21 protein-coding genes and 1 tRNA gene are annotated in these 21,625 nt (G+C 57.3%); 16 read left to right on the plus strand and 6 right to left on the minus strand.

Translation table 11 applies throughout. The features are described from left to right. The first annotated feature begins 9 nt into the window (after positions 1-9). From odhB to KI787_02690, 16 genes are all read left to right on the plus strand, one after another. A complete protein-coding gene (gene odhB / locus KI787_02615) occupies positions 10-1,242 on the plus strand; it encodes a 2-oxoglutarate dehydrogenase complex dihydrolipoyllysine-residue succinyltransferase (protein MBV6628823.1) in 1,233 nt (410 codons plus the stop codon). 39 nt (positions 1,243-1,281) lie between these two features. After that, positions 1,282-2,721 carry a dihydrolipoyl dehydrogenase gene (lpdA, locus tag KI787_02620; GenBank protein ID MBV6628824.1) on the plus strand — a complete coding sequence of 480 codons (1,440 nt, stop codon included), beginning with the start codon at positions 1,282-1,284 and terminating at the stop codon, positions 2,719-2,721. A gap of 5 nt (positions 2,722-2,726) precedes the next feature. Further along, on the plus strand, positions 2,727-3,311 hold the full coding sequence (locus tag KI787_02625; GenBank protein ID MBV6628825.1) for a hypothetical protein: 585 nt from the start codon (positions 2,727-2,729) through the stop codon (positions 3,309-3,311). A 21-nt stretch (positions 3,312-3,332) separates the two neighbouring features. After that, positions 3,333-4,061 (plus strand): YebC/PmpR family DNA-binding transcriptional regulator, encoded by a 729-nt coding sequence (locus KI787_02630; GenBank protein ID MBV6628826.1) that lies wholly within the window; start codon positions 3,333-3,335, stop codon positions 4,059-4,061. Between the two features lie 240 nt (positions 4,062-4,301). Then, positions 4,302-4,799: a crossover junction endodeoxyribonuclease RuvC gene (gene ruvC / locus KI787_02635; GenBank protein ID MBV6628827.1), complete on the plus strand. Its 498-nt coding sequence runs from the start codon at positions 4,302-4,304 to the stop codon at positions 4,797-4,799. Then, the gene (ruvA, locus tag KI787_02640) at positions 4,796-5,395 is read left to right on the plus strand and encodes a Holliday junction branch migration protein RuvA (GenBank protein ID MBV6628828.1); all 600 of its coding nucleotides are present in this window, start codon (positions 4,796-4,798) and stop codon (positions 5,393-5,395) included. Before ruvC ends, ruvA begins: the two co-directional genes overlap by 4 nt. Positions 5,396-5,398: 3 nt before the next feature. Further along, positions 5,399-6,451: a Holliday junction branch migration DNA helicase RuvB gene (ruvB, locus tag KI787_02645; GenBank protein MBV6628829.1), complete on the plus strand. Its 1,053-nt coding sequence runs from the start codon at positions 5,399-5,401 to the stop codon at positions 6,449-6,451. After that, positions 6,441-6,857 (plus strand): YbgC/FadM family acyl-CoA thioesterase, encoded by a 417-nt coding sequence (locus KI787_02650; protein MBV6628830.1) that lies wholly within the window; start codon positions 6,441-6,443, stop codon positions 6,855-6,857. Before ruvB ends, KI787_02650 begins: the two co-directional genes overlap by 11 nt. Further along, the gene (gene tolQ, locus KI787_02655) at positions 6,854-7,525 is read left to right on the plus strand and encodes a protein TolQ (GenBank protein ID MBV6628831.1); all 672 of its coding nucleotides are present in this window, start codon (positions 6,854-6,856) and stop codon (positions 7,523-7,525) included. Before KI787_02650 ends, tolQ begins: the two co-directional genes overlap by 4 nt. Positions 7,526-7,584: 59 nt before the next feature. After that, a complete protein-coding gene (locus tag KI787_02660; GenBank protein ID MBV6628832.1) occupies positions 7,585-7,941 on the plus strand; it encodes an ExbD/TolR family protein in 357 nt (118 codons plus the stop codon). 6 nt (positions 7,942-7,947) lie between these two features. Further along, entirely contained in the window at positions 7,948-8,865 is a 918-nt protein-coding gene (gene tolA, locus KI787_02665) for a cell envelope integrity protein TolA (protein ID MBV6628833.1), read from the plus strand. Continuing rightward, positions 8,865-10,163, plus strand: a complete 1,299-nt coding sequence (gene tolB, locus KI787_02670) for a Tol-Pal system beta propeller repeat protein TolB (protein MBV6628834.1) — start codon at positions 8,865-8,867, stop codon at positions 10,161-10,163. Before tolA ends, tolB begins: the two co-directional genes overlap by 1 nt. Further along, on the plus strand, positions 10,142-10,738 hold the full coding sequence (gene pal, locus KI787_02675; protein ID MBV6628835.1) for a peptidoglycan-associated lipoprotein Pal: 597 nt from the start codon (positions 10,142-10,144) through the stop codon (positions 10,736-10,738). Before tolB ends, pal begins: the two co-directional genes overlap by 22 nt. A 22-nt stretch (positions 10,739-10,760) precedes the next feature. Then, entirely contained in the window at positions 10,761-11,495 is a 735-nt protein-coding gene (gene ybgF, locus KI787_02680; protein ID MBV6628836.1) for a tol-pal system protein YbgF, read from the plus strand. 142 nt (positions 11,496-11,637) lie between these two features. Continuing rightward, a tRNA-Lys gene (locus tag KI787_02685) sits at positions 11,638-11,713 on the plus strand. Positions 11,714-12,234: 521 nt separating this feature from the next. Then, on the plus strand, positions 12,235-13,800 hold the full coding sequence (locus KI787_02690) for a hypothetical protein (GenBank protein MBV6628837.1): 1,566 nt from the start codon (positions 12,235-12,237) through the stop codon (positions 13,798-13,800). 80 nt (positions 13,801-13,880) lie between these two features. Here the strand turns inward: KI787_02690 and dinB are convergent, their stop codons facing one another. The 6 genes from dinB to KI787_02720 all read right to left on the minus strand — a co-directional run bounded on the left by dinB (position 13,881) and on the right by KI787_02720 (position 21,380). After that, positions 13,881-14,921, minus strand: coding sequence for a DNA polymerase IV (dinB, locus tag KI787_02695; GenBank protein ID MBV6628838.1), 1,041 nt, complete (start codon positions 14,919-14,921; stop codon positions 13,881-13,883). A 104-nt stretch (positions 14,922-15,025) separates the two neighbouring features. After that, positions 15,026-16,777 carry a hypothetical protein gene (locus KI787_02700; GenBank protein ID MBV6628839.1) on the minus strand — a complete coding sequence of 584 codons (1,752 nt, stop codon included), beginning with the start codon at positions 16,775-16,777 and terminating at the stop codon, positions 15,026-15,028. 298 nt (positions 16,778-17,075) lie between these two features. After that, on the minus strand, positions 17,076-17,528 hold the full coding sequence (locus tag KI787_02705) for a hypothetical protein (protein MBV6628840.1): 453 nt from the start codon (positions 17,526-17,528) through the stop codon (positions 17,076-17,078). Positions 17,529-17,567: 39 nt separating this feature from the next. After that, on the minus strand, positions 17,568-19,406 hold the full coding sequence (locus KI787_02710) for a CocE/NonD family hydrolase (protein ID MBV6628841.1): 1,839 nt from the start codon (positions 19,404-19,406) through the stop codon (positions 17,568-17,570). Between the two features lie 117 nt (positions 19,407-19,523). Beyond that, complete coding sequence (locus KI787_02715) at positions 19,524-20,366, minus strand: alpha/beta hydrolase (GenBank protein MBV6628842.1); 843 nt, start codon at positions 20,364-20,366, stop codon at positions 19,524-19,526. A gap of 273 nt (positions 20,367-20,639) precedes the next feature. Beyond that, positions 20,640-21,380 carry a hypothetical protein gene (locus KI787_02720; GenBank protein ID MBV6628843.1) on the minus strand — a complete coding sequence of 247 codons (741 nt, stop codon included), beginning with the start codon at positions 21,378-21,380 and terminating at the stop codon, positions 20,640-20,642. Positions 21,381-21,625: the final 245 nt, after the last annotated feature.

Here is a 21,625-nt window from a genome sequence, read left to right on the forward strand (position 1 = left end):
GGAGAAAAAATGAGCATCGAAATCAAGGTTCCCGCCTTGCCGGAGTCCGTCGCGGAAGCCACCATCGCCACTTGGCATAAGGCCGAAGGCGACGCGGTGGGTCGCGACGAAAATGTGGTGGACTTGGAAACCGACAAGGTTATGCTGGAGGTGCCAGCTACGGCGGCCGGCAAGCTAGTCAAGGTGTTGAAGGGCGAAGGCGATACCGTTGTTGCCGGCGATGTCCTAGCCGTCTTGGAAGAAGGCGAAGTCGCTGCGAGCACTGACAACAAAGCAGAAGAAAAGACCAGCGAAGAGCCGTCCAGTAGTAGCAGTAATGGTGACGCACCAGACCCGGGCCCAGCAGTGCGTAAATTGCTTGCAGAGAATGGTCTGCAGGCCTCAGATGTCAATGGCACGGGCAAGGGTGGCCGCGTTACGCGTAAAGACGTAGAAGCCCACCTGGCACAATCCAGCAAGGCCAATGCACCGACCCAGGCTGCGCCAGCGGCTCAACCCAGCTCCGAAGCCAAGGCGGACCTGCCCGATGTCACCAGCTCGGACCGGGTCGAGCAACGGGTGCCCATGACCCGTATCCGTGCACGCATTGCTGAGCGCTTGGTCGAAGCGCAGCAAACCGCAGCCATGCTCACCACCTTCAACGAAGTGGATCTGCTCGCGGTCGACAAGTTGCGCAAACAATATCGTGACTCTTTTGAGAAGAATCACGGCGTGCGCCTGGGATACATGAGCTTCTTCGTCAAAGCCACGATTGAAGCCCTCAAGCGCTACCCCATCCTCAATGCATCGGTCGATGGCAGCGATATCGTTTATCACGGCCACTATGACATTGGCGTCGCCGTTAGCTCGCCACGCGGCTTGGTTGTGCCAGTGCTGCGTGCCGCCGATAAGCTCAGTTTCGCTGAGATTGAATCTGGCATTGGTGACCTGGGTCGTAAAGCGCGCGACAACAAGCTGAGCTTGGATGATCTTAGCGGTGGGACCTTCTCCATCACCAATGGCGGGGTCTTCGGTTCCATGCTCTCCACGCCCATTCTCAACCCGCCGCAAAGCGGTATCTTGGGCATGCACGGCATCAACAAACGGCCGGTGGTCGTCGGGGATGAGATTGTCGTAAGGCCAATGATGTATCTGGCACTCACGTATGATCACCGCATCATTGACGGACGGGAGGCTGTCATGTTCCTGCGCACCATCAAGGAAGTGTTGGAAGATCCCGCCCGCATGTTGCTGGAAATCTAGCCCCGAAGCCTGCCTACAGAGATTGCGAGCGAGAGAACCATGAGCAAGGATTACGACGTTATTGTCATCGGCGGGGGTCCCGCCGGTTATGTGGCTGCCATTCGCGCCGCCCAACTGGGATTGAAAACTGCCTGTATTGACGCCTGGCTGAACCGCGACGACACCCCCGCCTTCGGTGGCACCTGCCTCAATGCTGGATGTATTCCATCCAAGGCCATGCTGGAGTCCAGTGAGCTATTCCACAAGGCGCAGCATGAGTTTGCGACCCACGGCATCGAGGTGGGGAAGGTCAAGCTGAATTTGGAGGCCATGCAAGAGCGTAAGGCCGGGATTACCAAACAGCTCACCAGTGGCATCCAAGGCCTATTCAAAGCCAATAAGGTGGATGGACTACACGGCAAGGGCTGCATCCAGGGTAGTGGTGAGGTGGAGTACACCGACCTTGAGGGTGAGAGCAAAACCCTCAGCTGCGAGCACATCATTGTGGCAAGCGGCTCCGCACCCACCCAGTTGCCTATGGCCAAATTCGACGGTAAGCACATACTGGACTCCTGGGACGCGCTCGATCTGGATGCGGTACCCAAGAAACTCGGAGTGATCGGTGCGGGCGTGATTGGCACCGAGCTGGGCTCCGTATGGTCCCGTCTAGGCTCGGAAGTGGTGCTGTTGGAGGCCATGGAAAGCTTCCTGGACGGTATTGCAGATTCCGCCATTGCCAAAGATGCTCTGCGTCAATTCGGCAAGCAGGGGCTGGATATTCGCCTGGGCGCTCGCGTGAAGGGTGCTGAGGTAAAACGCGGCAAGGTAGAAGTGGAGTTCACCTACAAGGGCGAAGACCACAAAGAAACCTTCGATAAGCTCATCGTTGCCGTGGGTCGCCGCCCTTACACCGAAGGCTTGTTCAAATCGGATGCTGCCCTGGAGCTGGACGAGAAGGGCTTCGTTGCGGTTGACGAGGAATATCGCACCAATCTGCCCAAGGTCTACGCCTGTGGCGACTGTATCGGCGGACTCATGCTGGCGCATAAAGCCATGGAAGAGGGCGTTGCCGTTGCCGAGATCATTGCTGGACATGCCGCGCAGGTGAACTACGCCACCGTACCTTCGATTATTTACACCTCACCGGAGGTGGCCTGGGTGGGGCAAACCGAAGATGCCCTGAAAGCCGCGGGTACCGACTACAAGTCCGGCAGCGTGTCCTTTGCAGGTAATGGCCGTGCCAAAGCCATGGAACAGGCCGTTGGCCAGGTCAAAATTTTGGCCGATGCCAAGACTGATCGCATCCTAGGGGTACATATGGTGGGGCCTATGGTGGGCGAACTGCTCTCAGAGGCCGTCGTGGCTATGGAGTTTGGCGCTAGCGCTGAAGACCTCCAGCTCACCATGCATGGCCATCCGACTCTATCGGAGACGGTCCATGAAGCGGCCTTATCGGTTGATGGGCGAGCGATCCACGCCATGAACAAGAAGAAGCGCTGATCGCAATGCGCAAGCTTCTGATGCGGGCCGCGTGTGCGGCCCTTTTCGCTTGTCCGCTCAATGCTCTGTCCTCCGAGCTGCGCATCAGCTTTGGCAACGACAGTTTGCGCGGAGAATTCCTGCAAGCCCTTGGCGAGCCTGTGGCGGATAGTGCCCCCACACTTCATGCTGGGGTTCTGTACCGCGAAGAAAGCGACAGCGACGGCACCTTGGGACACGCCGGCTTAGTCATCTATGGTGACGCCGGATCCGAAGAGGTTATTCTTCAAGCGGGTATTGGTGGGCGTCTCTACCTCTTGTCCACCGATCCAGACATCAACGGAGCTGCTCTGGCCATGGGCGGTGCTGTCCTCGGACGCCTACCCGGCGTCGATCGCTTGGGCGCTTTTGGCGGAGTCTGGTACGCGCCCAGGGTCAGCGCCTTTGGGGAGCTTGATCGCGCCCTGGAGATCAACCTTGGCGTTGAGTATCAATTGCTGCGGCAAGCCGCATTAAGCCTAGGCTGGCGACGCATTGAGTTTAAAACTCAGGATGGGCCTAGCTTCGACTTTGAAGATAGCGCATTTGTTGGCTTTAAGTTCCTTTTCTAAACCTCTAATTTAAAAAGATTTATGGCAGGTCATTCCAAGTGGGCGAATATCCAGCACCGAAAAGGAGCACAGGATAAAAAACGCGGCGCCCTGTTCACCAAGTTGGTTCGGGAAATAACCGTGGCAGCCCGCATGGGTGGTGCCGACCCAGACATGAATCCACGGCTACGTCTGGCAGTCGATAAGGCCAACGGGCAAAGCATGCCCAAAGACAATATCGAGCGCGCCATCAAAAAAGGCGCTGGCCTGCTCGAGGGCGAAACCTACGAGGAGGTTCGTTACGAGGGCTATGGGCCCCATGGAGTTGCCGTCATTGTTGATTGCGTCACCGATAACCGCAACCGCACCGTGGCTGAGGTTCGACATGCATTCAGCAAGGGTGGGGGCAACTTGGGTACCGAAGGATCAGTCGCCTTCCAATTCGAACACACGGGGCAACTTCTTTTCGCTCCCGGTGTAGATGGCGATCAGCTCATGGAAGTGGCCTTGGAGGCGGGTGCTAAAGATATGGAGCTGTTCGATGACGGCTCGGCCGAGGTACTCACAGAGCCGGCGGACTTCGATAGCGTACGCACAGCGATTACCGAGGCCGGGTTTGAGATTGCCGACGCTGAACTCACCATGCGTGCCATGACCCCTGCTGAAGTTCCCGCCGATGCGCGCGAGTCTATTGAGCGCTTGCTCGAGCGTTTGGATGACCTCGACGATACTCAAAAGGTTTACTCCAACTTAGCGGACGCTGAGGAGTAGTCTGCTTGGCGCCGCGCAGTCTTAGGCGAAACCCTGGGGCTGGTACTACCGGAACGAGCGGGCCATAGGGAGCCGCTGAAGAAGTCCGTGAGCGAAGCAAGGTGGTCCGCCGCCGGCGCGCAGTAAACGCAGCATATGAGACATATGTGAGGCTTTCGAGCACCGCCGGCGGGCTAGATTGTGAGCGCAACGATTTATTCAGCGGCTCCATAGGTTTGGCGGGGTCAGGTCGCCTACAATGTGCCAATGCGCATCTTGGGAATTGATCCAGGCTCGGTTTACACCGGCTACGCCGTCTTGGCTATCGAGGGCAATAAATTGCTCCCTTTGGCGAACGGGCGCTGGCACCTGCGCGGCAGCAGCATTGGTCAGCGCTTACTGCAGCTGCAAGAGAACCTGCAAGACTTAATCGAGGTGCAGCGCCCTAGCGTAGCAGCGGTGGAAACGGTCTTCGTACAAAAGAACCCCAACACCGCTATTAAGTTAGGGCAGGCAAGGGGCGTTATTTTGTGCACCTTGGCACGCTACGCTTTGGATACGCATGAGTACACACCGGCGACCATCAAGCAGACCCTGTGCGGCAATGGCCGCGCTGACAAAGAGCAAATTGGCTGGATGGTCGGGCGCTTGCTTGGTATGCGGCCCGCACCAGAAGCCGATGCCGCAGACGCTGCCGCCGTCGCCATTTGCCATCACCACCATGCGCCCTTACGGCGCTTAAAGGCGGCTCAACAATGATCGGACAATTGCGTGGAGAGGTGTGGAGCATCGCTCCGCCCACACTGGTACTTGGTGCTGGTGGTGTGGGCTATGAGCTGGACCTGCCTTTGTCTGCGTTTACGAGCCTACAAGTCGGACAAGCTGACGTCGCTCTCCACACCCACTTAGTGCAACGGGATGACGGCAGCTTTCTGTATGGCTTTTTGGAACTGGGTGAGCGTGAGCTTTTCCGGCGGCTACTGAAAATTTCCGGTGTGGGCCCCAAGCTCGCCTTGGTGTTGCTCTCCAGCCTCCCGCCAGAGAGCTTGGCGCGCTGCGTGCAGGAAGGCGATGTGGGCCCGCTAACGCGAGTTCCGGGCATTGGCAAGAAAACCGCGCAGCGACTGTTATTAGAGCTGCGCGGCAAACTCGACGGTCTGGTGTCCTACCCGGCGCATAACCAAGGGGGCGGTCAGCAACAGCTAGGTCCCCGCGCCGAGGCACAGGCTGCGTTACTCAGCCTGGGATATACGGCCAAAGATGCGGAGCGCATGCTCGATGCCAGTGGCGGCGAAACCCCTCCGGAAGACACCGCCCAATGGCTGAAATTGGCGCTACGCCAGGCGGCTCGCTAAACCATGGAAGTGATTCGCAACCCAGACCTACCGGATAACAGCGCCGAAGACCGTGCCATTCGTCCTCGTCGCCTTCAGGACTATATTGGCCAGAGCGCCGTCCGCGAGCAGATGGATCTCTTCATTGCCGCAGCGAAGAAACGGGGCGAGGCCATGGATCACACGCTCATCTTTGGCCCTCCTGGATTAGGCAAAACCACGCTGGCGTCCATCATCGCCCAGGAGCTTGGTGTGCACCTGCGTTCGACCTCCGGCCCCATCCTCGAAAAACCGGGGGACCTGGCTGCTCAGCTCACCAATTTAGAGCCACATGATGTGCTCTTTGTGGACGAAATTCACCGCTTAAGCCCAGTGGTAGAAGAGGTGCTCTATCCGGCGTTGGAAGACTTTCAGCTGGACATCATGATTGGGGAAGGGCCAGCGGCGCGCAGCGTCAAAATCGACTTGCCTCCTTTCACCTTGGTAGGGGCAACAACTCGGGCTGGCGCACTCACATCTCCACTACGAGACCGTTTCGGCATCGTGCAGCGCCTGCAATACTACAACGCGACGGATCTGGCGCAGATCGTCGAGCGCTCCGCCAATATTCTGCAAGTTCCCATCGAAGGAGATGGCGCTATGCAGATTGCCCGACGCTCCAGAGGCACCCCGCGTATTGCTAACCGGCTTCTGCGGCGAGTGCGGGATTACAGCGAGATTCGTGGGGAAGGGCGCATTACTGCCGATTTGGCCGATGCAGCGCTCAGCATGTTGGAGGTGGATCAGCAGGGCTTCGACAGCATGGATCGACGCCTGCTCACAGTGCTTTGCGAGCATTACAGTGGCGGGCCTACTGGCCTTGATGCCCTGGCTGCAGCAATTTCAGAGTCGCGGGACACCATCGAGGATGTGCTGGAGCCCTATCTGATTCAACAGGGCTATTTGATGCGCACACCGCGAGGTAGGGCTGCGACTCCTAAAACTTGGCTATACCTTGGATTGACGCCACCGCAGGGCAGTGTCGCCGCCCAACATAGCTTATTAGACGCGACGAATGAGGACCTTGATGCAAGTTGAGGCGCCCCCTTGGTTACTGCGTGTTTACTACGAGGATACCGACGCTTCGGGCGTGGTCTACCATGCACGCTACTTGGCATTTTTTGAGCGCGCGCGCACTGAAGCACTACGCGCCGCTGGGTTTTCTCAGCAACAACTCATTGATCAAGAGCAGGTTGCTTTCACCCTAGCGGGTATTGCTGTGCAGTACCGACGGCCGGCCCGCTTAGACGATTCGCTGCGTGTGCACACCACACTGCATTGCCGCCGCGCCCTGATAGAATTTGAGCAAGGTATATACCGGGTTGAGGACAACACTGAGCTCGCTAGCGCCCAAGTTCGCGCTGGTTGCGTCAGCTTGCCTTCCTTTAAGCCCACTCGCATTCCCGCTGCTATCTTGACTGCCCTTGAGGGCCTTCGTGCATGAACCTAAGCCTGTCCCAACTCCTGTTTGCTGCCAGTCCTGTCGTACAGGGCGTGATGCTGCTGCTACTGCTGGCCTCACTCAGCTCTTGGTTTGTGATCTTCCGCAAGCGCGCCATGCTCAGCCGGCAAACCAAATCGGCCGCGAAGTTTGAAGAAATGTTTTGGTCAGGCGGCCGCCTGGCAGACATCTACGAATCTCTGCGCCGGCGCAAGAATGGGGAAGAAGGCCTAGAGGCCTTGTTCCGGGCGGGTTACGAGGAAATCGGCCGGGCGCAGAGTGAGGAAGGTGCTGAAGCTGTGGCATCGGTGCAGCGTTCTTTGCGAGTCGCGCAAATGCGCGAAGTCGATGAGCTGGAAAGTGGACTAGCCTTCTTAGCAACTGTGGGCTCTACAGCACCCTATGTGGGGCTCTTCGGCACCGTCTGGGGCATCATGAACGCCTTTATTGGCTTGGGCAATGTGCAGCAAGCCACCTTGACCCAAGTGGCTCCCGGCATTGCCGAAGCACTTATTGCCACTGCCATTGGTCTGTTCGCTGCTATTCCTGCCGTCATCGCCTACAACACTTTTACTAGTCAACTGACCCGTTTAGAGTCGCGTTTTAATGCCTTTTCTGAAGAGTTTTTAGGCATCGTCGACCGGCATGTACGGGAAGGGCGGCAGCAGTGACCCCGAATCCTCGGCGGCGGCTCGCCCATGAAATCAATGTGGTGCCCTACATTGACGTCATGCTGGTACTGCTTGTCATTTTCATGGTGACCGCGCCATTACTCCAACAAGGGGTCGAAGTCGAGCTGCCACAAGCCAGCGCTGAGGCGCTACCAGCCGACAAAGATGCTGAGCCACTCATCGTGAGTGTAGACGCTCAGGGGCAGCGCTACCTCAATCGCGGTCAAACCCCCGAAGAGCCATTAGACGATGCCGAATTAATTCGGCTCATCCAAATTACGCTTAAGGCCCAACCGGGCTTGGCGGTGGTTGTGGAAGGGGATAGACGCGCCAGCTATGAACAAATTATGCAGGCGATGACCTTGCTGCAGGGGGCAGGAGTCCGCCAGGTCGGTCTCGCCACCCAGCCGGGATAAGCCAACATGCAGCGCACCTCGCAGCGTGGCTTCCAGCGCGCCGATCTGGGCCCATTGCTACTCAGCATTGGCCTCCATCTGGCATTGGCTGCCTTGCTGGTGTTTGGTCTACCGCAATTAACCAGGCCCTTACCCCCTCCTGGTCCCAAAATTGTGGGAACGGTGGTGGAATCACCCACAGCGCGAGCTCTGGAAGAAAAACGGCGCAAGGAAGCTGAACGCCGGGCGCGCGAAGAGGCTGAACGTAAGGCCAAGGCCGAAGCCGAACGTAAAGCGCGGGAGGAGGCCGAGCGCAAGGCCAAGGCCGAAGCCGAACGTAAAGCGCAGGAGGAGGCCGAGCGCAAGGCCAAGGCCGAAGCCGAGCGCAAAGCGCGGGAAGAGGCCGAACGTAAGGCCCAGGCCGAAGCCGAGCGCAAAGCGCGGGAAGAGGCCGAACGTAAGGCCAAGGCCGAAGCCGAGCGCAAAGCGCGGGAAGAGGCCGAGCGCAAGGCCAAGGCCGAAGCCGAGCGCAAAGCGCGCGAAGAGGCCGAACGTAAGGCTAAAGCCGAAGCCGAGCGCAAAGCCCGTGAAAAAGCCCAGCAGGCTAGAGAGGATGCCTTAGAAGCCGCGATGCGCGAGGAGGAACAGCGCATACAGCAAGCTCAAGACGCGCAAGATGCCAATCGTTGGGCAGAACAAATCGCCGATGAGATCCTGCGGGAATGGGTAAGGCCTTCAGGCGCACCGGCCGACTTCTCCTGCGAGGTGCGCGTCGAACTCTCGTTATATGGTGATGTCCTTCAACGTGAGATCATTCGATCCTGCGGTAACGAGTTTTTAGATAACTCCGTATTGCAAGCTGTGGATCAGGCGAGTCCCTTGCCATTGCCGCGCAATTCACGGGTATTTCAAACCACTATCAACATTACCTTTGAGCCTTTGTAATGGCCTTATTCGTTTTATCTCGCAGTGCTCCCCTCGCGTTACTGCTGACTATTCTCGGCTGTGGGCTGGCCCAGGCGGCGCTGGACGTCACCGTACGTGGCGGCCGCCAAGCTCCGGTTCCGGTGGCTGTAGTTCCCTTTGCCAACAATGGGGATCTGACCGACGTCGCAAAGGTCGTCGCGCAGGACCTACAGAGCTCAGGGCTATTCTCCCCATTAGACCCGAATGACATGTTGGCGCGGCCCAGCCAGCCCAAAGATGTGAAGTTCATCAACTGGCGAACCATCAGCGCGCAGCATCTGGTCATCGGCACCTTAGAGCCTCGCGATGCTAGCTCTAGCCTGATTCGCTTTTGGTTGCTCAATGTGACTCAAGAGCGAGAGTCTCTGGCCTATACGATCCCGGCGCGCAATAGCGACCTACGCTACGCGGCGCACCGAATTGCCGATCTGATTTACCAAGAGCTCACTGGCATCCGTGGCGTTTTCAATACGGACATCACCTACGTAGTTGCCCGTGGGCGAGGCGACCAACGCGAGTTTCAGCTCGTCATGGCGGACGCTGACGGCGCTAACGAGCGACTGCTGACTCGCTCAGACGAGCCGCTGCTGTCTCCGACCTTTTCCAAGCAACGTGACAAGGTGGCTTATGTGGCATTTCAGCAAGGGATGCCAGGAATTTTTGTGCAAACGCTCGCGACTGGTGCCATTACGCCGTTGCTGTCCAAGCCTGGCATCAATGGTGCTCCTGCCTTCGCTCCTGATGGGCAGCGGCTGGCGGTGACTTTGTCCTTTGAAGGCAACCCTGAAATCTACTGGGTCGATCTGCAAACACAACGGCTCACACGCTTAACCCGTAGCTCTGCCATCGACACCGAACCCGTGTGGTCGCCGGATGGGCGGAGTATTTACTTCACCTCTGACCGCGCTGGAAAAGCCCAGATCTACCGCATGGACTCTACGGGTGGCGGAGTTGAGCGGCTGACCTTCGAAGGGCTGAGCAATGCGCGGGCGGATGTGTCACCAGATGGGCGCAAATTGACTTACGTTCAGCAAACAGCCAATGGTTATCAGGTGGTCGTGCATGACCTACGGACGAACGATACACGTTTGCTCACACCTGGCCCCTTGGATGAGAGCCCGCGCTTTGCGCCCAACGGCGACGTGATAATCTATTCAACCAAGGGTCGAGGAAATCAGGCAGAGCTCGCCACCGTCACGATTAGCTCGGGGGTCCGCCGCGAGCTGCGTCAGGCAGGCGATGTGCGCGAGCCAGCATGGTCCCCATTTACAGATTGAAGAACAGCGGAGTCCGCATTCCCGTGAGAATTTTTTCTATTGCCATCGCTTTAAGCGGCACCGTGCTGTTAGGCGCCTGCGCCTCAACGGATGACAAGAATAGCCCTGTCTTTGATGCCCCAAGCTCCAGCGACGAGTCGGGTATTCAGGGTCGTGAGCTGCGCAATCGTCCAGACCTCAGCGCAGAACCTGCTGACCTCAGCGACTTGCGTGACGGAATAGAACCCGCGGACGCATTCGATGCACTAGCCACCGTGGTGTACTTCGAGTTCGACTCCGCCCAACTGAACCCCCAAGCTCTGCAGATCATTGAAGAGCACGCAAGACGCCTCCGTGGTCAGGCGGATGCACGCTTACGTTTAGAAGGCCACACCGACGAACGTGGCACCCGCGAATACAACATCGCACTGGGTGAGCGGCGCGCCGAGTCCGTCCGCCGAGCTTTGCTGCTACGCGGCGCATCTCGCGCTCAAGTTTCGGTAGTGAGTTATGGCGAAGAAAGCCCAGCCGCTTACGGTAGTACTGAACAAGCTTGGGTGAAGAACCGCCGAGTAGAGTTCCGTTACCTGCGATAAACCACGCTCTGGAGTCAGAAATATGTCAAGCATGCGCTTAATTCTGGTCTGTACCAGCGCCGTGATAGCGGGCTGCGCGAGTAGCCCCCAAGTCGACCCCGTGGCGCAAACCCTGGGCAGTCATGATCAACAACTCAGCGACCTACGCAAGGAAGTGAGTCAACTGCGAGCCTTGGTAGAGGGCATCAGTGCTGCCGGGCTCGGCACCAGTTTGGTCTCCATAGAAGAGGACATGCGCAACTTGCGCGGGCAAGTAGAAGCCTTGGAGTATGAGCTGCGCGATATGCAGCAAAGACGCCGCACTGTAATCGGTAGTGGCGAACGGCAAGTACCACCGCCACAGCCTAGCCAGGCACCGAGCGCGACAGCCACCGATCCCGACGATCAAAAAGCCTACCTGAGCGCCTTTAGCAAGCTGAAGTCGGGAAACTATGAAGCGGCCATCCAAAGTTTTGGTAGTTTCCTCCAGAACTTCCCTCAGAGCGCTTACGCACCCAATGCCCAGTACTGGATCGGCGAAGCCTACTACGTACAGCGGAATTTTGAGTCAGCATGGGCGGCCTTCGATAAGGTGAGTCAAAATTTCCCTCAAAGTCTCAAGGCTGCAGATGCGCGCCTCAAACAGGGTCTCATTCGCGTCGACCAAGGGCGTATGGGGGAAGCCCGCAAAATTCTGCAACAGGTCGCCTCTGAGCACGCTGGCAGCTCTGCGGGACGTCTCGCCGCCGAACGCCTGCAGCGCATGGGTGGGGGCTAAGCTCAGCGTGTGGGGTATGCGTGTGCAGCGCCTGCAAGGCACGCGCCAATGTCCACGGTCGCGCTTTGAGGTAGGCCATCAGAATTTGCGTCTAAAGGCTTGACCTTTTTCAGTTTTCAGGTACTATGCTGCGCTTCCTGGCGGGTCGTTAGCTCAGTTGGTAGAGCATCGGACTTTTAATCCGCTGGTCGCTGGTTCGAGCCCAGCACGACCCACCACCAGATCAAAGAATGAGGCCACCTTAGCGGGTGGCCTTTTTCTTTTGGTGCAAAGAAATGTCCAACACCGCTCCTAGAGTGCGACTGCTCTAAGGAAACAAATCGCTGCATCGAAAGAATGTATCGATGGCGCAAATCCCCGGCTAGTTGATCCCGTCTGCCTGCGCCTGAAGCCCGAGACAAGGGTTAGGGCTGGCCGATACCCCGACAACAACACAGCTTCCTTTGCCACGGGATTAGGTGGCAGCCACGAGTCCCGGCCTGAGGGTCACCAAAATTCTGTTGCCTCAAGCCGGTCTGCAAAGCGCGCGTGGTAGAGGTTCCGTCCCGCTACGCTAGTGCCCGGATCAGGCTTGGCCGCATAAACCATCGGCGGCTTTTGGCTCGGTCTCAAGCTCCAGCTACGCCTCAAGCCATGAGGTAATAAGCCTTAGCAGCTCTCAGAACATAGGTATGTGTACGGATAGGCCTGCCATGATCGCTGACGTATGTTGACCGTCTGCACAATGCGGAGTCTGGTCGTGGCATTGAAGAGTGAAACACATATCTGGGTGGGGTGTCTGCTAAGTATGGCGCTGGCACTGGCGGCCTGCGGCGGTGGGGGAGGGGACGGGAATAACGAGAGAGTTCCACGCAATACTGCTGAAGCGGTGCGCAAACAGCAGCAAGCGGCTGCGGATATACAAGGTCTGGTAGAGGAGCTAATTAGCGAAGAGAGCGCGGCCAGCCAGGCACTCGATGAGGAACGCTATGCCGACTTCGATGCCTACTGGTTGGAGCGCTATCCGGGGTGGGTGGATCGTTTGGATGCCGCCGCTGAGGAATTTGCCACAAGTGAAGAGTTTGTACGCGATCTGGCCCTGGACCAGCAAAGCAGTACCAAGGCCGTACCGGTACCCATTGTGCTGCTCGCCGCCGCGACCATCACCACCATTGCTGCGGCCGAAAAAGAACGTTTGGCCAGAATCAATGATGGCGTTGAAGGTAATGAACGCGAAGCTTTAATTGAGGCGCGCACCAGGGCTCTGCAACAACAGGGCCTGAATGAAACTCAGGCTCGCACCCGTGCCATCGCCGATGTCACCCAGGTTCTGGTGCTACAAGGCCTAAAGAATGGTATCGAGCACGCACGCCAGTTTGTGGTGGAACAGGTCCCCAACTTTTTTAGCGGCTACCTGCCCGAGCCCGTGTCAGGTGCATTGGATCTGGCTGAGACCTCTGGGCGCCTGGAGCAAATTCGGGACGGCGCTACAGTGCTCTTGAGCGATACAGACTGCGCAACCGACTCCCAACGCAAGCTTGAGCAGTTTCCGGTCTGCCGCTTGGTGATCTGCGATCCTGCCGATTTGAAGTGCAGTGGTGTGCCCCCTGGCGACTGGGCGGTTGGGGTGTTTGATAGCGAATTTGTGCGCGACGAAGTAGCGACCCCGGTTAGCTCGGGTGGTACCAGCACAGCGGATCTGTCCTTGTTTACTCCAACCGAGGCCGATGCCGCCAACCAGCCAGACAATGACAATGGCGGCGGCAGCTTTAATCCCATTGTCGAAGTGGATTTCTCGCTGAGCGTAACCGCCCAGGGCACCCGCTTTGGCGAACAGGACCCGCCTGGCGGTGTCACCCAAGCGAGGCTGGTGTCGGTCAACGTGACCATGCTGCAGCCCGAGGGTCCCTTTAGCTGCTTCTTTTTTGAGGGTACGCCCGAGCAAACTGGTTTCGCCTTCACACTCCAGCAGACTGGAAGCTCCGGAGGTACGGCTACCAATGTTCAAAGCCTCGCCGGGGGACTTATGCGGACCAGCGATTGCGCGCTGATGCCACAGTTCAGCCTGGTGCGCGAGGAAACCCTGCAATCGGACGCCAGCGTGGACATCTCAGACTTGGACGCCCTGTTCAACAACGTGCCCAGAGAGAGTATTAGCGGTGGCAGCAGCTTTAACGATGCCAGCCGCATTACTTTTGGCTTGAGCGGCAGTGCAGTCTGTGACGCCATCGGTGATTTTGATCTGCGGGAAGATGATGGCGAGTACATCGCTGAGTCGGCAACTTGCGATGGCAGCAGTCGCTTGGAGGTGATCTTCCGTCGCTGACGGGGCTAAGAGCCTGGCTTAAGCCCCGCAGGCGCAGTGATTAAGCGCTGAAACCGTTGCTTCAGCGGTAGACGCCGCGTTCACAGCATGGGCAATTGCGTTTGCAGGGGCGCGGATTGGTCCCGAGCAAAGGTTTGTAAGCCGAGCCCCAATAGGCGCGCCGGTTTTTGCCCCCGTTGCCAGGCCTTTGTCAAAAGCTCTTGAAAGTCTTTGTGCAAGGCCTCGCGATCCCATTCGTAGGCTGCCGTACAACTGGCTGTGGTGAGCTGAAAATCATGGAATTTGAGCTTGAGCACCAGCCCCTTAAACTGATACTGCGCCGCCGCCTTAGACCACCGCCGTTCCAACTCCAGGAGTAACTCTGGCAGGCGCTGACTCAGGCTCTGTAGATCTGCGAGGTCTCCAGAGAAAGTGCGTTCCACACTCAAGCTTTTGCGCTGGCGGTTCACCCGTACAGGCCGATCATCGATACCGCGGCATAACTCATACAAGCGCCGACCAAACTTCCCGAAGTGTTGGGTGAGGGTATGCTCTGGAAGGGCGCGCAAGTCCTGGCAAGTTTTGAGACCCATCTGATGAAGCTTGTCTTCGGTCACCTTACCGACGCCGAAAATCTTTCCCACTGGAAGATTGGCCACAAAGGCATCAACTTGGTGCGGTTTCACCACGTATTGCCCGTTGGGTTTGCGCCAATCACTAGCAACCTTTGCAACGAATTTATTCACCGAGATACCTGCAGAGGCCGTGAGCTCGCGTTCTCGCCATATGGTTTGGCGAATATCCGTAGCAATGCGCGTCGCTAATTGGCTAGCCGCCGTCACATCCAAAAAGGCTTCATCCAAGGACAGCGGCTCTATAAGGTCGGTATACCGCGCAAAGATCGCCTGAATATACTGTGACTCTTGTTTGTATTTGGCCATATCCACCGGCACCAGCCTAAGCTGTGGACAATGCCGTAGGGCAATGGCCGTAGGCATAGCCGAGCGACAGCCATACGCCCGCGCTTCATAGTTCGCTGTAGTGAGCACGCCCCGGCCACTCCTTGAGCCGCCTACCGCCAAGGGCTTACCGGCCAGCTCGGGCCGATCGCGCATCTCTACGGCCGCGTAGAAGCAGTCCATATCAATGTGAATGATTTTCCGTGACACGCTCGGCTAGACGGAGACAAGTCGCCAAGTGAGGAGTCTAGTCAGTAGTGGAGTAGAGTGCATGAGCACTCAAAGGCCTATTCCACGAGTGGAATCACGCCGCCTGGTATATCCATCTCTGTGGACTTGCTTTGCAGGCGAGGATCGTAGGCGAACTCCACACTCAGGAAGGGCTGCAAGGGATCCGTAGTGTCCCATTGGTAGGCGGCATAGTCATGCCGTGTCTCCAAAAGACGCCGGTCAAAGCTCGCCACAATTTCACACTGCTCACCGGGCTCAAGATGACCCAAGCAACCGTCACTGAGGGTGATGGAATCTCTAGCCTGCAAGCTACGCCGGTTACTCAGCCGAATGCTCTGGCTGCCAGTATTGAGAACCGGTACAACCAGCGCGCCACCCGATGCCGGAAAACGATAAAAGTAGCCTTGTGGCAGCGTGAGACTAGAGCCGCGAATACGCACGCGTGCGACACCGTTGGTCTGCCGGTCTACGTAGTCGATACGCAGACCACGGTGTTGGTCGACGTAGCTCTGCCCAACTTCCAGCTCGCCACTGAATAAGCTCCCGCGCGTGGGTGTGCTGCTGTGACGAATGCCAAAGATATCTCCATCGGCATCGAAGGACTCTCCCTTTGCGATGTAGAGCTGAAGCTTGCCAGAGCTGGAGATGTGTTCGGTAGAACTTTGCCCGATGAGGTAGCCAAAATCGCTGGGGTTACGAAGGTAGTAAGCCAGTGACTGGCCGTTCAAGCTATTGCCTAATTTAATCTGCAAGCTTTCGCTGCCAAATCGCTGCCGATCGGGGTTCAGTAAGAACTCCTGCGTAGCACCCGCTTGAGGGATGTTGATGCGCGTGATGTCACGCTCTGCCACCCAGCCCAAAGCATCGCGCTGGTGGACTGCCACGTCGCCATAGTTTGTCCCCATGATGGTGTTCACCGTGTATTCGTCATAAGGACGGCCGCTAAGGTTGCACTGCTCATAGAGCCCGCGGTTTTGACTCAATGTGGCCGATGCAATGCCATCTGGCGCATCCACACAATCATCCGTACCTACATGCCCCAAGCCCAGGTTATGGCCCAACTCATGGGCGATGACTCCGCCGCTATCGCAACGTGAGGTGACCAAGGCAATGGGTATGGATCGCTGGCCGGCGCTATCTCTCACCACAATACCCTTGCCAATACTCGCCATACACGGGATGCGCGGGGCTTGGTTACTGTAATCCAGAGCAATCATCAATCCATCTACACCGTCGAAGGATGCGGAACCGGCGATAGCCTGCATGGTAAGTGTTACCACCTCGGTCCAGAGGGGATCTGAGAACTGTCCGAACTCTTGATTACTCGCTCCCAAGATGTTCGCCAGCGCGACTGGCAAGGTCACTTTATTCGCCACCTCAAAACGGTAATCCAACCGGCCTCTTGAGGCCTCCTGAAAGAAGCTACGGACTGACTTAGGCCGGTCCACACTGCCATTGAGAATGCTGTTCCAATCCGCCGCAGAGGTGCCGCGGACTAGGCTGGACAAAAAGCGTACCGGCACCACCATGTAGTTCATCTGCTGCTGCAGCGGATATTCCGGCTGATAGTTCACATCCTCGGCATCCTTGATGCCATCTCCATCAACATCGGAGGCTTTGGCGACCTGCCCGACGGGCAAAGACGGACGTTGGGCGTTAGGCGCCGGGTCTGGAGTCGGGTCAGGACCAAGCAGCGCTTGTGGGTTTCCTGCCGCTGGGTCGCTAGCAGCCGTGGGCGCATCATCGCCACCCTGGCACGCTACTAAACAACAACTCATAGTCAACATGCACAGCGGTATGAGCCGCATGCCTTTACTCCTCGCCTCCCTGACGGAGGCCTCATTCTTGATGGGCCGGCCATTTGCAGCGCATCGACGAGTAGCTGGCGGCCGGATTCATCGAGTAGGGGCAAGGCCAATGCCACGCCGACTTGACCGCCGCAAGCTGGATGGCGGATCCACGTAGGTGGCGCTTTGAAGGGGCCTGGCGGTGCTACGCCATCTAGCCTTGGATGGATATGCCCGAAAGGGTTCGCCGACAAAAAACCGACGCAGGCGTCGGTTCTAAGGAGTCAGTGGGTGCTGGGAAGTCGCGCTGATTACCGCACTAATCTGTGGCTCGGCGACCTCGACCCTGTCGGGGGACCAAAGCTTCCGCCCCAAAGAAGTCACCCTGAGCCAGAAGAATAGGGCTGCGCCTTTCGCCTTCTCGGCGGTCTGGGAGATGCTTGTAACGACAATGGCACTCGGCCTGATCACAACTCGGCAAAGGCAACACCGGCGCTTCGCGAGCTAAGTAATTGTGACCACAAATGTCTTTGGCATCGGCGCAGCAGGTACTACCGCTGATGATTTTTACGCCAGCATAAGGGTTACTTTTGCGGCGGGTCGCCTGCGCTCTTTGCGAGCGTTGTGACTGAGCCTTTGGCGACAACACCCACACCTTCAAGAGTACCCAGATGACGGTGGCGCCAAGCAAACTGAGTAAGTACATATCCATGGGGTCGTCTACCAAGATTCCTGTTCGCTCAGAGTTCAGCACCGATTGCGTCAAGAGCATGTCAACCCGGCTGGCCGCTTCGCACAGACCCTAATCCAATCAATCTTCAGGCACGACGATGGAAAGCAGGCCGGCAGGAACGGCGTCAATGGAGTCACGGCAGGGTTGATTGAGCAGTTCCGCGCAGCTCAAAGCGGGCGGACGCGGCTGGGCGTCTGGCAGCATGCCAAGCACCAACTTGGAGTCATACGCTCCACCCTGCCAAACCGTATTGACCGCCGGCACAGGGTTAAACAGTCCGCCCCAATCGCCGGTGAGCGCCATGGGTGCGTCTACAATCATCCTCAACGCGCTTCCACTGCGGATACGATGCGCAAAAGGGAAGACCTCCACACGCATCAATGTGGGTTCCCCCGGCACCAAGTCCTGTACTGTTGCCTGACTGTGGTCGTGGAAAGGTCGCGTCGGTGTTGAGCGGCTCGGGACTAAGGCACGCTTAGAAGCCCGTAACCAACCTCGGGATAAATACACTTCTTGACCGTCTGCGCGGACTTCACTCAGGGTGACTTGCACGTCCGTATCCACAGCGGTGGAGCTCAGCCACAGGTCTGCACTGGCGGAGCCCAACAACTGGAGATCATCCGCCAAAGGTGGACTTGTCCATACCAGCCGACCAGCTGCCGGTGCCGGCAACCTCCACAAGGCATCCAGCGCTGCCGTACTCCCTGGAAGAGGATTCGTAGAAGAGGACAGCAGAGGATAAAGGTAATCGCGACGACCAATTGGCTGCTCAGTAGCGTCCATGCTGAGCTCGCCAGAGGAGGTCAGGTACAAGGCCACAGGCTGCGGCTTCGGCAGAGTGCGATGTTCGGTAATCCATTGAGGCTGCAGATCGCTTCGACTCACCTCGTGCAAGATCTGCAGCCGCGGCGTGTTCTCCCATCCGTTGTGAACACCGCGCAGGTAATGCTCGAAAAAGTCGATGAGCATCTGCGAATGCAAAGGGTGGTCCCAACTGAGGTCATGGTTGCCATTACTCATCACGCTCCAGCTGCGCTTCGCATCCAGAACTTGTAACAGCCCTCCGGCTTCGAGCAGGCCCCCTAAGCGCGAACCGGTTTGCTCGTCTTGCCAGTAATTCACATTCAGCACCGGCACATCAATCTGAGCCAATGTGGCCTGTGGGCTGCGTTGGGCCCAGCCAAAGGAGCCATCAATATGGGGGCTGAGTAGACCGTCCAGAATAAAGGCCTCATAGCTAGCCGCATTCTGGATTGCATTGTTTAAGCACTCAGGATCACCTTGGAGTGCAACCGCCGGTACAGCTAGGCGACCAGGAGCTTGTTGTTGTAGCGTGAAAAGCGTAGAAAAAGCGCCGTTGGGGATACCTCCAGGACTTCCAACATCTCGGTATAAGTCCACAAAAACGTTCGATGGAGCAATAGCCCGCAGATGAGCGGGCTTTTGAGCCGCAACGAATAACTGCGTGATGCCCGGATAGGAGTAGCCCATCATCCCAATCTCACCATTAGACCATGCCTGCTTTGCAGCCCACTCCACAGCCTGAGCACCATCAATGGCCCACTGAGGGTCGAACAAAGAGAAGGCGCCGCTGGAGCAGCCGGTGCCACGAACTGAGACACCCAGCATGGTGTATCCCCTACGCATCAATGTGGCTTTGACCGCCGGTATGTTGCTGAAATAACCACCGGTACCGGCATCGTAGCCATCGTATTGAATGAGCACAGGCCCAGGTGGAGCGGCATCTGCGCGTTCCATGTGGTAACGCAGTCGCACGCCATCCGCCAGGGAAATATATCCCTCTTCAATCTCACTCTCGCTGCCGTAATCCGGTACATCAACCCCGCTATGGGCTGCTGCGGCAACGTCAGTTGCACCGCCGCAGGCCTGGAGAAGCAGGGCGGCTAGCAGCAGCACAACCTGCCCTATGAGACCGGCGGGAGCGCAAGAGCAACGCCAGACTCCATGGTGATCAGTCCTGAACCAGCGATCTCCCCTCAACATTCAACCGACTCCCTAACTTAGGCTGTGCCCCTAGAGGATGTGTAGACGCTCAGCTTGATCCCCCATGGGCACTCGGCCCGATTGCATGGCCTGCAACATATGCTCGAACACCACCCCTGGCGCGCCGGCCTCGTTCTCAATGAAATAGCTGTGGCCCTTAGGCGGGTCATAACGCGTATTGAAATTGTCACAGTCCACCGCAAAAACATTGGACGGCGTTTTGGCCAAACTCTCCGGCCCGGTATGCCCAAGCCGTCGAGAGGCCACCTTATTTTTGAGGTTAGACACTTTACTGGCGCGTAAGGCCAAGTCATCCGACGCAAAGTAGACCACAACGTTGCGACTCGCCTGACTAATGAGGCGTCCGTCTTGGTTCTCTTCTAATGACTCATTGACGATGTCTGCTGCCATGAGGAAGGTGTTCCTGAACAACAAGGGCACACCATTGGCGAGGTCGTAGCGATTCCAACAGGCCAGCGTTTGCCTTAACACCCGATTCCCCATGGAATGGGCCAGAACGTTAATCCGCTTAGTACAGGGTTGATCCTCGGGCTGCGCATTGCGCCAGCGCATGAAGAACTCCAAGGCCCGCGCAAACGAAAAACCGCTCATATCCGCAGACTTTTGATCGTCCCAATAATCCTTGACGATTCCTGGGTCATCGTCACAAGGCCAAATCACAGGAATGACCTGCACGGTTTCGGGAGCGACAGCGTCGCAAAGCTGTTGTAGAGCCAAGGCCCGTGGAAAGATGGACGACTCTGGCAGGTTTGAAAAGCCGTGAATAAAAAACAGAACCTGTGCATAGGCACTGTTTTTCAATGCGCTAAGCCAAGCCTCTGAGCCCAACTCGGAGTACTCGTCTTGACCCATTCTTTGGCAACAATAAATCGAATTAGACGGTGCGTTCTTGCGTAAGTCGAAGTGAAATGACCGCCCTTTGCGAGTCCGTATCGACCCCCTAGGCTCGCGATTAGTGACAAACAGCATGGTCCCCTCCTGTTTCATCAGCCGTGCTTATTCAGCACCACTTCATACTGCGCTCAAGCGCCAGGCCACGCAAGTTGCCTAGAAAGGCAAGCAAGGGATAGGAAGCGACCTCCGATCGTGCGCTGGGGATATCAAGCCGCGCGAAGCCTCATTGGCTCAGCGATAGTAGCGGGTCCACTGCAATTGAACGCCAATATCGGCAGAGTCTGCCGTGCCTACAGCAATTGTCAGCGTTTGGTCCTGATGGTAGGGCAAGCCCAAAAAGATGCTGAATCGATCATCGGTCGAAGCGAACTCAGCACCTACAACGCGTTGCTCGCCCAAAGCCGTTGTGGCTCCCACAACCACTCCGGCATCAAAAAAGCCTTCGGCTCCGATAGAAGCACTGGCATATAAATCGGCTGCTCGCCCCCATTCTAGGCCCGATGCCTGGTAACGCAGATTCACATTGCCAAAAACATCAACCTTGTTGTCGTCGTCCTCGCTCAAATAGGCCACATTGAGGTTGGTGCTGGCCCACAGCCCGGGAATAAAGACAACGGGAGCACCGAGTTTCAAGCCGCTACGCAGATTGATCACCTGGTCGCTCTCCTCCAATGTGTCCTCATCAGAGATCAGCAAACCACCAAGAGCCGCCCAAAAGGCTCCATCCTCATCCGCACTGAGATGGTGAAAGGTACTCTCCCCTTGCAGACCCACGATGGCCTTATCGGTATCACGATCTGCAAGCGCCACCTCTCCACGCAATGCGGTGAGGGGCAGGGGGTGGTCCAACCCTGCACCCAGCGAAACCGGCAGTTTGGTGCGGAAAATACTGGCCTGCGCCGGTATACACACCACGCAGGCCAGAAGAACAAGCCACAAACGCTGGTCATCATTTCGATATCGAACCCACATGAGCTAGCCCCGCATAAAAGAGCTCCATCATTAACCATCTGTGGGAATGAGAAAAGCCCCCGGTCGTCCCTGCAAACGCTGCGACCGTATGTCTCAGGCGAATAGCTAGTAAAGCTCTCCTGAGCAGCACAGCTTATCGGCGGCGCGGTTCCATGACCGATTGCAGCGCAAGCGATGACGACTCATTCGAATCGTGAACACGCCAGTAATCTCGAGCCACATCACGCACAAAAAAGCCGGCGTTG

The sequence above is a fragment of the Oceanococcus sp. HetDA_MAG_MS8 genome (assembly GCA_019192445.1).
GTDB lineage: Bacteria > Pseudomonadota > Gammaproteobacteria > Nevskiales > Oceanococcaceae > MS8.